Annotated in this window: 12 protein-coding genes; 5 read left to right on the top strand and 7 right to left on the bottom strand. The window is 67.8% G+C overall.

The window, feature by feature from the left end:
• Positions 1-4: 4 nt before the first annotated feature.
• The 7 genes from ABD340_RS24785 to ABD340_RS24755 form a co-directional block, all read right to left on the bottom strand.
• Positions 5-1,003, bottom strand: a complete 999-nt coding sequence (locus ABD340_RS24785; protein ID WP_344591995.1) for a formylglycine-generating enzyme family protein — start codon at positions 1,001-1,003, stop codon at positions 5-7.
• Positions 987-1,403 carry a hypothetical protein gene (locus tag ABD340_RS24780; protein WP_344591993.1) on the bottom strand — a complete coding sequence of 139 codons (417 nt, stop codon included), beginning with the start codon at positions 1,401-1,403 and terminating at the stop codon, positions 987-989. The genes ABD340_RS24785 and ABD340_RS24780 overlap by 17 nt, the downstream gene beginning before the upstream one ends.
• Positions 1,400-2,905 carry a sulfatase family protein gene (locus ABD340_RS24775; RefSeq protein ID WP_344591991.1) on the bottom strand — a complete coding sequence of 502 codons (1,506 nt, stop codon included), beginning with the start codon at positions 2,903-2,905 and terminating at the stop codon, positions 1,400-1,402. The genes ABD340_RS24780 and ABD340_RS24775 overlap by 4 nt, the downstream gene beginning before the upstream one ends.
• Complete coding sequence (locus ABD340_RS24770; RefSeq protein WP_344591989.1) at positions 2,902-3,894, bottom strand: aliphatic sulfonate ABC transporter substrate-binding protein; 993 nt, start codon at positions 3,892-3,894, stop codon at positions 2,902-2,904. The genes ABD340_RS24775 and ABD340_RS24770 overlap by 4 nt, the downstream gene beginning before the upstream one ends.
• A 13-nt stretch (positions 3,895-3,907) precedes the next feature.
• Entirely contained in the window at positions 3,908-4,726 is an 819-nt protein-coding gene (locus ABD340_RS24765; RefSeq protein WP_344591988.1) for an ABC transporter ATP-binding protein, read from the bottom strand.
• Complete coding sequence (locus tag ABD340_RS24760) at positions 4,723-5,436, bottom strand: ABC transporter permease (protein ID WP_344593244.1); 714 nt, start codon at positions 5,434-5,436, stop codon at positions 4,723-4,725. The genes ABD340_RS24765 and ABD340_RS24760 overlap by 4 nt, the downstream gene beginning before the upstream one ends.
• Before the next feature lie 118 nt (positions 5,437-5,554).
• Positions 5,555-6,811: an ROK family transcriptional regulator gene (locus ABD340_RS24755; protein WP_344591987.1), complete on the bottom strand. Its 1,257-nt coding sequence runs from the start codon at positions 6,809-6,811 to the stop codon at positions 5,555-5,557.
• A gap of 216 nt (positions 6,812-7,027) precedes the next feature.
• On the opposite strand from ABD340_RS24755, the gene ABD340_RS24750 reads away from it, so the two are divergent.
• From ABD340_RS24750 to ABD340_RS24730, 5 genes are all read left to right on the top strand, one after another.
• Positions 7,028-8,365 carry a family 43 glycosylhydrolase gene (locus ABD340_RS24750; RefSeq protein ID WP_344591985.1) on the top strand — a complete coding sequence of 446 codons (1,338 nt, stop codon included), beginning with the start codon at positions 7,028-7,030 and terminating at the stop codon, positions 8,363-8,365.
• The gene (locus tag ABD340_RS24745; protein WP_344591984.1) at positions 8,358-9,578 is read left to right on the top strand and encodes a hypothetical protein; all 1,221 of its coding nucleotides are present in this window, start codon (positions 8,358-8,360) and stop codon (positions 9,576-9,578) included. Before ABD340_RS24750 ends, ABD340_RS24745 begins: the two co-directional genes overlap by 8 nt.
• Before the next feature lie 825 nt (positions 9,579-10,403).
• Positions 10,404-11,156 carry a hypothetical protein gene (locus ABD340_RS24740; protein WP_344591983.1) on the top strand — a complete coding sequence of 251 codons (753 nt, stop codon included), beginning with the start codon at positions 10,404-10,406 and terminating at the stop codon, positions 11,154-11,156.
• Between the two features lie 323 nt (positions 11,157-11,479).
• The gene (locus ABD340_RS24735; RefSeq protein ID WP_344591982.1) at positions 11,480-11,833 is read left to right on the top strand and encodes a transposase; all 354 of its coding nucleotides are present in this window, start codon (positions 11,480-11,482) and stop codon (positions 11,831-11,833) included.
• A 308-nt stretch (positions 11,834-12,141) separates the two neighbouring features.
• Positions 12,142-12,735, top strand: coding sequence for an ASCH domain-containing protein (locus tag ABD340_RS24730; protein WP_344591981.1), 594 nt, complete (start codon positions 12,142-12,144; stop codon positions 12,733-12,735).
• Positions 12,736-12,743: the final 8 nt, after the last annotated feature.

The following is a 12,743-nucleotide window of genomic DNA, read 5'->3' as shown; positions in this document are numbered from 1 at the left end:
GACGTCACGGACGTCGCGCCCCCGCGATCGTGCGGAATCCGGCGTTCCCCATGGACGAGTCCGGTGTGTTCGAGGAGCGGGCGGCGTTGCGGTATCGGTTGCAGTAGGAGTCATGGCAGAGGTAGGAGCCGCCACGGAGCACCCTCGTCGTGCCTCGGCCAGGGCCCGGCGGGTTATCGCTCGGCGCGGTTCGGTAGTAGGCCGGGTCGAACCAGTCGGCGCACCACTCCCAGACGTTCCCGGCCGTCTGCCAGAGCCCGTAGTGGTTGGGCGCGAAGGACCGCACCGGCGCGGTGGTCACCCAGCCGTCCTCGGCGCTGTTGCGCACCGGGAAGTCGCCCTGCCAGATGTTGGCGCGCCACGCGCCGTCCGACGTCAGCTCGTCCCCCCAGGGGAATCGAGCACCGGTGAGGCCGCCCCGGGAGGCGAACTCCCACTCGGCCTCGGTGGGCAGTCGCCGCCCGCTCCACGTGCAGTAGGCGACCGCGTCGTTCCAACTCACGTGCACCACGGGGTGGTCGTCCAGCCCCTCGAGGTCGCTGAACCGCCCGCCCGGGTTCCGCCAGGACGCGCCGCGCACGCCGAGCCACCAAGGCGCGCCGGCGGCCGGCCCCAGCACGTCCGAGGCGGGAGCCGCGAGCGCCAGGTGGAACACCGCGGAGAAGCCGTGCGACTCCGCGTCGGTGACGTAGCCGGTGGTATCGACGAACGCGGCGAAAGCGGTGTTCGTCACCGTGGTGGCGTCGATGGTGAACGGGTCGACGTGGACCTCGTGCACCGGGACCTCGCCGTCGGCCGGGTTGCCGTCACCGAGGTGGTCACCCATGAGGAACCGGCCGCCCGGAACAGGGCATTGCTCGGCGGGCGGGGACGTGGGGCCCGACCCCGGATCGATCGGCCGGGGCCCGTGGGGGCCGGCGTGCTGGAGGGTCGGCGAGCAGCACGACGGCCCCTGGCGGGGGCGGTCGACCACGCCGTCCGGGCGCTCAGTCTGCGGCGACATGGTGAGGGTGCTCGGTGCCTGCGGCAGCCGGCCGAGGGACCGAGGCGACGCGGCGCAGGTAGTCCTGCATGTAGCGCTGGTACTTCCACGGCGCCTCCTCCTCGTGGCTCAGTCCTTCCGGGGGCGACTCCTTCAGGTCTTCCTCGTTGAGGTGCTCGGCGATCCGCATCGCGGCGCGCCGGGCGGACGTCGTCCGTGTCGCGTCGTCGTCGTGGAACGTCGCGGGCCGCGCGCCGCGCGCACCGATCTCGTCGATGCGCGGCGTACGGTCGACGACCGAGCCGTACGCGCTGATCGCGTGGGCGGTGTGGTCGTCGTTGACAATCATGACGATGGTCGGCCGACGTTCGGAAGCTGCAACCGGTGGTGCCGAGGCAGCGGCCGTGGTGCCCCCGGTCATGAGCCGATCCCCTGATAGGTGGTCTCGTCCAGACCGCTCAGCGTGGGGTCATACGCCACCTCGCCGACGTCGTACATGGAAGTCATCCAGTGAAAGAAGTTGTCACCTCGCTCACGCAGCACGGTGTAGAGGCGGCGCATCATGTACGTGCGGATGTCCCGCATCTCAGGCAGCTCGTAGCGGTTCAGCAGCTCGTCCGGGTCTGTCTCCAGGTCGTAGAGCTCGTTGACCGAGTCGGGGTTCACCACCAGCTTGTACCGGTCCGTGCGGAGCATCCGCTGGGGATAGGGGAAGTGGTGGCCGTGGAACTCGCACACGATGTCGTCGTCCCATTCGGCCTCCTCACCGCCGAGAAGGGGCAGCAGACTGCGCGAGTCGACAGCCAGCTTGGGGTCGAGGCCGGCGAGTTCGAGGATCGTCGCGGTGCAGTCGAGCAGACTCACGAACTCGTCGCGGATCACACCGCCGGGCCGGCCCGGCACGCGTAGCAGCCCCGGCGTGCGGTAGATGTCCTCGTACATCGCCGGCCCCTTGTCGTGCAACCGGTGCGCACCGGTGAACTCGCCGTGGTCGCAGGTGAAGAAGACCGCGGTGTCGTCGACGAGCCCGAGCCGCTCCATAGCGTCCACGACCCGGCCGATCTGCTGGTCGATGAGCGCGACGTATCCCCAGTAGACGGCGATCAGCTTGCGCGTGGTCTCGATCGGCATGGTGTCGAAAGTCCAGTGGGCGCTGTAGTTCTTCTGTACCGGAGGCTTTCCTTGGAAGGTCTCCGCGACCGACCGTGGCAGTTCGATGTCGGCCGGGTCGAAGAGGTCGAAGAACTCGTCCGGCAGGATGTACGGCAGGTGGGGTCCGAAGAAGTGCAGGGCCAGGAAGAACGGCTTTTCCTGGTTCCGCACGTCGGCGGCGTACCGCTCGAGCATCTCGATCGCCCGGGTGGCGAGGTAGTGCTCGAACGTCGCCTCCACGGGCTGGTGCAGCCGGGCGGCGAGCAGGTTGCCGGGGCCGCCGTTGGGCAGCGTGCCGCGGATCCGGCCGGAGATCTCGTACGCGGGCAGGTCGTGTTCGGCGAGGTAGGCCAGATAGCCGGGGTCGTCGACGGGATTGTGCCAGCCGGGCAGCTCCGGCCCGTCGAAGCCGAAGTCGCCGGCGGACTTCTCGGTGCCGACGTGCCACTTTCCGATCAGGCCGCAGTTGTAGCCCTTCTCCCGCAGCGCCTGCGAGAACGTGAACTGTCCCTCGGCGAGGTCCTCGATGTAGCCGACGTTGCGCTCGTGGTTGGCGAGCAGCTTGTGCCGGAACGGCGACTGCCCGGTCAGCAGGCTGGCACGCGCCGGTGTGCAGATCGCGGTCGGCGTGTACCACCGCTCGAAGCGGGTGCCGGTTCTCGCCAGCTCGTCGAGGACGGGCGTCGCCGCCAGCCGGTTGCCATACGCACCGAGGGTGTCCGCCCGGTGCTGGTCGGTCATGAGGAAGAGGATGTTTCTCGGGTTCGTCACTTGGTGGCCGCCGTGAACAGGTCGCCCGTGTAGTAGGTCTTCGGGGCGGCCGACGACTTGAGCTTGCCTGCGTCGACGAAGTAGCCGGTCATCCCCGTGAGCCATTTGTCGATGGTGCCGTCCTTGGTCATCTGGTCGAGTTCTTCGACGGAGAGCACCTTGACGTTGGCAGCGTCGGCCTTCACCTGCCCGACCGGCACGTTGAGCATCTCGGCGGTGAGCTTGATCGACTTGTCCATGTTGGCGGAGCGGTACTTCATCGCCTCGCGCAGCGCTGCGATCGTCTTCGCGGTCTTCCCCTTCTCGCCGGAGACGACCTTGTTGCCTGCGACGAACGCGGTCGGGAAGGCCACCTGCGACTCGAAGTCGGAGTTCTTGGCCAACTCGGCCAGGCCAGGGACCTGCTTCTTGATCGTCGCGATGGCCGGGTACCAGAAACCCGCGGCCTCGATCTTCTTGGAGGAGAAGGCCGACACGATCGTCGAGGGGTCCATGTTGACGACCTTGATGTCCTTCCTCGTGAGGCCTGCCTTTTTGAGGGCGAGGGTGAGGATCATGTCGCCCGAGGTTCCCTCGGGAACCCCGACGGTCTTGCCTCTGAGCTGCTCCAGCGAGGTGGTGCCGCCCTGCGCGATGACCCGGTCGGCGTTGCCGAGGGTGTTGATCGCGATGACCTTCGCCTGGCCCGAGGCCGGAAGCCAGAACGCGCCAGGGCCGATGTACCCGAAGTCGAGATCGCCGGTGCCGAGCGCCTGGATCTGCAGCGGACCGTTGGTGAACACCTTGGCGTTGACCTTGAGGCCGTGCTTCTCCCAGATCTTCTGGTCCTCGGCGATGGCGAGCAGGCTGGTGCCGTTGTAGTCGCCGATGTAGCCGAAGTCGACCTCCTGCGACTCGCCCCCTCCGGAGTCGGTGCCGCAGGCGGACAGCATCATTACGGCGGCCATCCCGAAGGCGGTTGCGGCCGAGAGCTTGCGTGACAGTGACATGTCTGTCCTTCGGTCAGGGCGTTGTCGATGACGGCATGGGGTGCTTCGAATCGGCGGCCGTGCGGCCGTCCTGGTGGTACACGGAGTGCCAGACGCGGTTGCGCAGCGCTGCGAACTCCATGCTGAGTCGGAACTCCTCCGATCGTGGGTAGGGAAGGTCGACGTCGACCACGTCGTAGATGCGGCCAGGGCGGGCGGCCATCACGATGACGCGATTGGCGAGGAAGACCGCCTCGTCGACGTCATGCGTGATGAACAGGACGGTGCGCTGCTCCTTGCTCCAGGTGTCGAGCAGTTGGTCCTGGAGCTTCACCCTGGTGAGCGCGTCGAGCGCACCGAACGGCTCGTCCATCAAGAGGATCGAGGGGTTCACGGCATACGCGCGGGCGATCGCGCAGCGCTGCCGCATTCCGCCGGAGAGCATCTTGGGCAGCGCGTCGGCGAATTGCTCCAATCCGACCATCTCGATGAAGTGCTGGGCCCGGTCGCGGCGCTCTGCCTTGGGCACGCGCGCCGTCTTCAGCCCGAACTCGACGTTCTTGCGGACCGTCAGCCAGGGGAAGAGCGCGTACTGCTGGAAGATGACGCCGCGCTCGGGGCCGGGGCCGGAGACCGCCGAGCCGTCCACGAGCGCCTGCCCCTCCGTGGGCTCCTCAAGGCCGGCCAGGATGTTGAGCAACGTGCTCTTGCCGCATCCGGATGGGCCCACGACCGTGACGAACTCGTTGTCCGCGATGTCGAGCGAGACGTGGTCCAGCGCGGTGAAGGCGTCCTTGCCGAGTGCGAAGGTCTTGGTGATGCCCTTGACCGAGATCTTTGGCGCGGTGGTCATCGGCGCTCCTGCCATCCGGTGAGTTTGCGTTCGGCCAGCAGCAGCACCCGGTCCATGAGCAGGCCGAGGATTCCGATGGCGATGAGTCCGACGAAGATCGTGGGCAGGTCGTAGTACAGCTGCGCGTTCTGCATCCGGAACCCGAGGCCCTCTTGGGCGGCGATGAGTTCGGCGGCGACCAGCGTCGCCCAGGCCGAGCCGAGCCCGACCCGCATGCCAACGAGGATGAACGGGGTCGAGGCCGGCACGACCACCCGCACGAAAATGCCGGCATCCCTGGTACCGAGAACGCGGGCAGCGTTGATCAGGGTGCGGTCGACGTCGACCACGCCCTGGAATGTCGAGATGACGCAGACCAGGAACGCCGCCAAGAAGATGACGAAGATCTTCGGCGTCTCGCCGATGCCCATCAGCACGATGGCCAGCGGGATGATGGCCAGCGGCGGGATGGTGCGGAAGAACTGCACCCAGGGTTCGACAAGGCCGCGGACGAAGCCGTACCACCCCATGAGAAAGCCCACCGGGATCGCGAGGGCGGTACCGAGGGCGAAACCGGCGAGTACCCGGCCGATGCTGGCGGCGATGTCTTCCTGGAGCGTCCCGTTCGAAAGGAGCGTGCCTGCCCGCGACACCACCTCGGGCGGCGTCGGGAGACTGAGGCCCGCTGCGGCCAGCCCCCACCACAGGGCGATGCCGAGCCCGACGGACACGGCGTTCAACAGCAGGGGAAGTCCTCTGCGGCGCGGGGCCGTAGCCGCACTCGAGCGACCCCCGCCGGTTGACGCACCCGAGTCGCCCCGGTCGGTACGGCTCGCCTGGCCGCCCTGGTCACTGACCACGGCCATAAGCCACTCCTCTGTTCGTTGTCTTCCGTGCACGCTCGATCGACGCAGGACCGGCGGGGTTCGCCTCGGGGGCCTCCGGATAGGCCGCCAGCAGCGGCGAGCTGTGGAACAGCGCGGCGAGGGCGCCGAGCGCGCCGTCGTCGTCGGAAAGCTCGGCTCGGCGCACGACCGGCTTGGCCACGCCGGGAAAATGCTCGATTGCGATGGTGGCGGCGGCCTGCTGGAGCACAGCGGGCGCTACTCGGGTGATCTCTCCGCCGATGACGATGTCGGCGGGATCGAGGATCAGAGACGCGACGCCCAGCACTCGGCCGACGGCAGTCCCAGCCACTCGCAGCACCTGGTCCGCGACCGGGTGGGAGCGCTCGACCGCGGCGGCCAGGTCGGCGAGATCCTCGATGGCGAGACCCTGCTCCCGGCAGGCTCTCAGGATGGCGGGAACCGACGCCAGAGTCTCGACGCAGCCCTTCTTGCCGCAGCGGCATTCCGGCCCATTCGGATCTGCCGTGACGTGCCCCAGCTCGCCGGCCAGCCCTGACGATCCGGTGACCAGGCGTCCGCCGACGACCAGGCCTCCGCCAACGCCGTCGGAGAGCCGCAGGTAGAGAAGGTCCTCGACGGAGCTGCGGCCGAAGACGGCCTCCGCGAGTGCGGCCAGCCGGGTGTTGTTGTCCACGATGACGGGTGCCCCGAATCGCGTCGCGAACGCGGCTTGCGCCGATACCTCGGGGGTGCCGGCCGCCGCCGATTCGTGCGGCGCCATCACAAGAACGCCCGGAGTCGCGGAGTACGGCCCAGGGACTCCGATGCCGATGCCCTGCAGCGCGCCGTAGTGCACCCCGGACTCGGCACCGAGGCGGTCGATGAGCCGGAATGCCAGGTCGATCCGGATCGGCCACGGGGCGTCGTCGTACCGGGCCGACCCGGACACGACGATCTCGTGTGAGGCGTCCGCGACTGCCACCTGCACCCGGCGATGACCGAAATCGACGCCCATGAACTGCCCGGAGGCGGGGTCCAGGGCGAGCCGCTCGGCCGGCCGGCCGCTGCCCTCCCGCTTGGCTGCGTCGGTGTCGACGACCACGATGGCGCCTCGCTGCAACAGGCTGCCGGTGATCTCGGAGAGGGTGGTGCGGGACAGCCCGACGGCGCGGGCGATCTGTCCGCGGCTCAAGGCGCCGTGCTCGCGCAGGACACGCAAGACGCGTTCTTCGTGAGTGCGTCGCACCAGCGCATGCACTCCAGCCGACGTTGTCATGGGGAAACGCTGACAGCGGGCAATTTTTCCGTCAACACTCCGACAGAAAGACCGTACATTCTACCGAACAGGGTCGTACCTGACCCCACGACGCGTCCAACGACCTTTTTGTCGCATGTTCACTGACGGAATGAGTCTCTATAACGTCTCCTCCCAGGCAGGGCGCCGGCGTCCGGCACGACGAAGGAGGAGTGAGTGATGACCAGCTCCGGTAAGGGTTCGCACCTCGACCGACGGTCCTTGTTGATCGGTGTCGCCGGCTCCTTGGCAGCGGCGGCACTGCCCGCCACCGCCGCCGCACAGGCGTTCCCGGCGGAGGCCGCACCGATGCGGCGGTACCCGTCCAACTGGCCCGACCTGGAGCCCTACGGCCTCGCCGGCACCCGGCGGGACCTGTGGCCACGTAATGACAACTCCTTCATCCTCCCGCTCGAGTTGCGCCCCCGTGACCGGGAGCGCGGCCAGGTCTGGATGCGCGACACCTACGTCAACCGCTTCGTCGTCGACGGCCGTCCGCTCTACGTCGCCACCGGCACCAGCCGCGTGCCCGGACTCGACCGAGCCGCCCCGTGGAACGACGGCATCTTCGTGTGGGTGTCCCCGTCCCTGCGGGGGCCGTGGCGGCTGGTCGACACGACCGGTATCCGGTCCGGCGCCGAGAAGGGAAAGGTGTGGTCCCCCGAGTTCGTCGGCGAGAATCGGTCCGGACGCACGGTCGTCGCTCCGTGGCAGGAGTACTGGTACGACGACGAATTCGGCAAGCGCGGCGAGGTCTGGGCGTCGGAGCTGCACTACTTCCGCGGCACGTGGTACATCGTCGCGTGCATGGGCGACCACTCCCGCAAGGTCGGCTCGTTCATGCTGGTGAGCGAGGGCGGGATCGAGGGCCCGTACCGGCTCATCGAGGGCAACCACGACAAGCCGTTCGGCGACCCGTTCATCGGCGGGCCGAGCTTCATCGAGCCCGGCGCCTACCACCACATCGACGGCAGCCTCTACACCGAGAACGACGACGCGTGGCTCGTGCTGCACAACGACCTGTACGCGAAGTTCCGCGACGACATGGAAGACATCGTCCCAACGACCAACCTGCCGAGGTTCCAGCAAACGCCCTACTCACCCGAGCCGTACCTCGAGGGCGCCTACGTCTTCAAGTTCAAAGGCAAGTACTACCTCCTGCACGCCGCGTGGGACCGGACGTCGACCAATCCCGACGGCAGCACGCGCTACGCCTACGACCCGCCCGGCCCCGGCCGCACGCAGTACCAGTACGACGCGGTCGTCGCCGTCTCGGACACCTTCGAGGGCCCGTACTCCAAGCGGTGGACCGCAGGTGTCGGCGCCGGCCACAACAACTTCTTCACCGACAGCAGCGGGCAGCCGTGGGCGACCTTCTTCCGCAACCCGAACGCCGGCTACTGGGCCGACCCGTCGCGCATCGCCGACGCCGCCGTGCCCGGGGTCGTCCGGCTGGAATGGACCGGCCCCGAGGGTAACCGCCTGTACGTCCAGCGCCGTCACACGATCAGTGGTTGACGATCACTCACGGACTCGGAGCCGACTCATCCCACGTCACCGCCTCATCACCCGGATCTGCACCATCGCCGGCGTCCTCGCTGCCCTGACCGTCTCCATCCCCGGATCCCCCACAGTCGGCGACGGGGACGGCGGCCAGGTCGAGCCGCTACCCGCGCTGGGCGCGCTCGGTGCCAACTACAACGAGAACCTCGACCAGCTGAACCATCGGGAGCTGCACGAGGCGCGCGCCAGCTGGGTCCGCGGCTTTTACACCCTGCCCGAGGCCGACGAAGTCCCGCCGGCGCAGAGCGACACCATCCGGGCGATCCGCGGGGCCCACGACCAGGGGTTCCGCACCCTGCTCAGCCTGAAGTTCCCCAAGTCCGGCACCCCCTTCCCCCAACCCGGCAGTGAGGAGATGGCCGCCGAGCTCGCGCGACTGGACCGCGTGCTGCCACTCGTGCTCGGCACGGTCGACGTCATCACCGTCGGCAACGAGCCGTTCATCGAGAGCATGCCGATCCAGCGCGACGGGCGGCTCAACCGGTTCTACGAGACCGTCGCGCGCCACGTCATCGAGACCCGGGCCGAACTCTGCGGCGCAAACTGCTCCACCCACCTGTTCATGGGGGCACTGAACCGGCTGGACCTACCCCAGAACCGGACCCCCGCCGTGGAACGGTACCTCGCCTTCGCGCGCGAGACGTCCGAGATCGAGGGCGTCGACCTTCATCCGCACGTTCCCGACGAGGCCCGGATCCAAGACTTCCTGGACTACACCCTGCCGCGGCTTCGCCCTGACCAGACCTTCCTGGTCACCGAGTTCTCGCTGGTCTGGTACTGGCAGAAGCACATGACCGACCGGATTCCGGCCGCCTTCGCCCAGCGCTACGGCTACGCCCCCCACATCCAGGTGTGGCAAGTCATCGGCGAGGCGATCGAACATCCCTTCCCCGCGCACAAGTGGAACGACCTCCTCTCGCAGAGCCCCTGGTTCGAATCCAAGAAACACTTGCTGCGGGAGGAGATGGCGCGGTTCCGGAGTACAGGCCGACTGGCCGTGGCGACATACGGCTTCCGCCAGGTTCCCTCCATGACGGCCAACTGGAGCGCAACCAAGTCGCCCTGGCTGCTCAACAGCGTGTTCGCCCCGCTGACGGTGCAGCAACGCGACCAGGCCATGTCGACGCCGGGCTACGCCTGGATCGACGACTTCCGTCGACTGCAATGACCAGTCGGTCATCGAAGCGGCAGGGCGCGAGCCTGATCGGGAATTGTCACGACGGTGACCTGTGACGGCCAGGGACCAATCTCATTGGTACCTTGGCCGTCCGTTCGATCCCATCGGAAAGGATGGCCACATGACGGTTCCCGGTGGGCCTGGTGACCCTCACCGCGTCCCAGGCCAGTCACATTGACCTGGTCGTCGCTGAGGAAGCCATTGGCCGGGCCCGATGGGGTGACCCTCGCAACGTCATCGACGAATGCAAAGTGATCAACAACGTCATCAGAGCGCAAACGGGCAGGTAGAAGTCGCCTTGACCGCCGGGCAGTGGGACGTCGTGATCGCGGCGCTCGACAGGGCGGCCTTGTCGGCCATGTACCGCGGTGAACCGGACATGGCCGACTCCTCCATCCAGGCCCGCGACGCGGTGCTCGCCCAGGCCGGTCAGAGGGCCACCGCACGACACCGTCTGGCGGTCGAGGGCGCCCCCGGCGGTACCTCTGGGCGGGGAACGCGCGGGTACCCGCCGACCTGGGCACGGCGCCCCTCACCACCATCGATCACAACTGGACGATCCTGGCCGCGTGGTCGATATGAACGCCCGCATACAGCGCCGCATCGTCCTGGCCGGGTTGCTCGATAGGTACCATTGCGCTGCCTGAGCCTCCGCAAGATCCCAGCTCAACACCGATGTGCGCGATATCGGCACCCCACCCCCGCGGCGTCGCGGAGGCGGACGCCGACATCCGAGGAAATCAAGGTCTAGGCGAAGGCCGACGATCCTGTGATCATGGCTCTTGGTACAACGATGTACGGATGCAGGGAGGGACCGTGGTCCGATTCGCCGTGGCCGGAATGACGCTGGCCACCGCCTTATTGATGGCGCCGAACGCCTCCGCCTCCGCCAAGGAAATCCAGGACGTCTACGTCAAGGAGAGCGAGAGCCGCATCGCCGCGGTCGGCCCAGGATTCAAGCTCAAGCTGACCAGGCACGGAATCTCTTCGTCCATGGCGGAGGATGAATTCGGGGATCCCGCCACGGGCAACCAGATCGTACGGCTGTCCACCGATCTGGCCGGGCGCGTGTACCGTCCGTTCGTCTGCGAGAACGGCACGTATACGATCACGGCAGGCACGTTCCAGCGCGCCTACCGTTTCTCCTTGCTGGAACGGCGGCCCTCGATCTACCCGGAGCGCTTCCACACGTCGTTCCCTGGCTTCGTGACGCCGTTCATGGGTGAGTTCGACGCCACCGTAACCGACGAGGCGGGCAGGACACTCCGCGTGATGATCTCGGACCTCGGCTACGAGGCGCGGACGGTGGACGGCGGTTTCCGCGGCACGTACCCCATTCACGGCTTCGTGGTGGATCAGAAGGGCACGATCCGGGACCGCATCTCGCTGCTAGGCCGTTTCCGTTCCGGACCGGGCGGCGCGGACGCCAGGTACTGGATCGAAGACCGTGGCACCTGTCACCAGAGGGCCGACCTCGGCTGGGGGGTGCCGAACACCGATCGAGTGGTGGTGACGGGCCCCTTGCTGGTCCTCCCGTTCAACGCCCCCGTCGTCACACCGAAGCGGTAGCCCACCCGTCAGGCACACGGCGGTCCAGGTCCAGCCCCGGAGGTTCGGAGAGCCTGACGATCTCCCCCCCGGCGTTGCGGCTTCCCGCTCGTGCCCATCGCCTAGTGGTCGTCGTCGGCACGACCAGCACCCCGGGACGGCGAGGTCGTGGCCGGAGCGGACGATTCGGCCGACGGTGGGGCCGCCCTGGCCTTCGCCTTCGAGGAGGCCGAACTACACGGCTCGCGCGTCTACGGCTGCGGGGAACCGACGGCTGACCGGTTTGCCGGACTCGATTGTTGAGAGACTGCGGGCTTGGTGACGCCGAGAGGTGCCCCCACGTCATGCCCAAACCGTATCCCGCCGAGTTCCGTCGCAAGGCTCTGGACCTTGTCGAGTCCGGGCGCAGCGTGCGCGATGTCGCCGCAGCGCCCGGCATCGCCGAGTCGTGCCTGCATCGGTGGCGTTCGCGTGATCTCCTCGACCGAGGACTCAAAGCGCCCAGCCCCGGCGCGATGGAGTCGGCGGCTCTGGCCAACCAGCGGATCCAGGAGCTGGAGAACGAGATCAAGATCCTGCGCAAGTCAGCGGCCGCGGTCGAGGAGGTGGTCCCCCAAACTGAGCTCGCCGCTGAAGGAGTTCCGGTCAAGCAGGTGTGCCTGTCCCTGTCAGTGCCGAAAACTGTGTCACCGGCTTGACCTGCGATGTAGCGGGGGTTCGGTCTGGGTGTCGGCTGCGGGGTGGGGAGTGTGCAGGGCAACGTCGGTCCTCATGGCGCTACGTCTGGTCTATCTCGCGGTGGTGAGGGTCTTCGACCGGCTGGTGCTGGTGTCCGCGGCTTCGAGGCGCGCGTGGCGCGTCGCTCATGGAGGCGGCCACGTTCAGGCCTCAAGCGGACACGTTGCGTCTCCTGCGGAGCGGGAGATCGGCGGGGAACCTTGTGGCCTTTCTCAGGCACTTCCGAAGAAGATTGCAGAAGTAGAGGCGTATCACCCGGGAGGGAACGATGCTGTTCAGGCGGGAGGTCCTTGAGGGGATCGCGGGCGGGCGGATCGATCGGGTGTTCCGGGTGTGGGCCGAGCCCCGGGTCCGCGCGGGGAGCACCCAGCGCACCTGGGTGGGGATCATCGTCATCGACTCGGTCACGGCCGTCACCCCCGAGGAGATCACGGAGGAGGACGCCCTGCGTTCGGGCTTCCATGGCCGCGCGGCCCTGCTCACCGCTCTGTCCAAGAGCACCAAGGAGGGCGGCTACCACCGCGTCATGCTCCATCTGGGCGGCCCCGACCCCCGATCGGTGCTGGCCGGGAACGCCGACCTGACCGACCAGGAATTGGCCGGCCTCAAAGCCGCCCTGGACAGCATCGACACCCGCAGCCGCCGCGCCCCCTGGACCCGTGAGGTCCTCCGCCTCATCGAGGAACACCCTGGCCTGCGCGCCCTGGACCTGGCCGAACACCTGGACCGCGACAAACTCCCTTTCAAGGCCGACGTCCGCCGCCTCAAAGCCCTCGGCCTCACCGAAAGCCTGGAGACCGGCTACCGCCTCTCCCCGCGCGGCAAGGCACTCATGGCCTACCTACGCTCCTTGACCGAATGATCTATCCC

The sequence above is a fragment of the Actinomadura vinacea genome (assembly GCF_039532545.1).
Taxonomy (GTDB): Bacteria; Actinomycetota; Actinomycetes; order Streptosporangiales; family Streptosporangiaceae; genus Spirillospora; species Spirillospora vinacea.
Note: the sequence above shows the minus strand (reverse complement) of the source record. Positions and strands in the feature narration are given on the sequence as shown.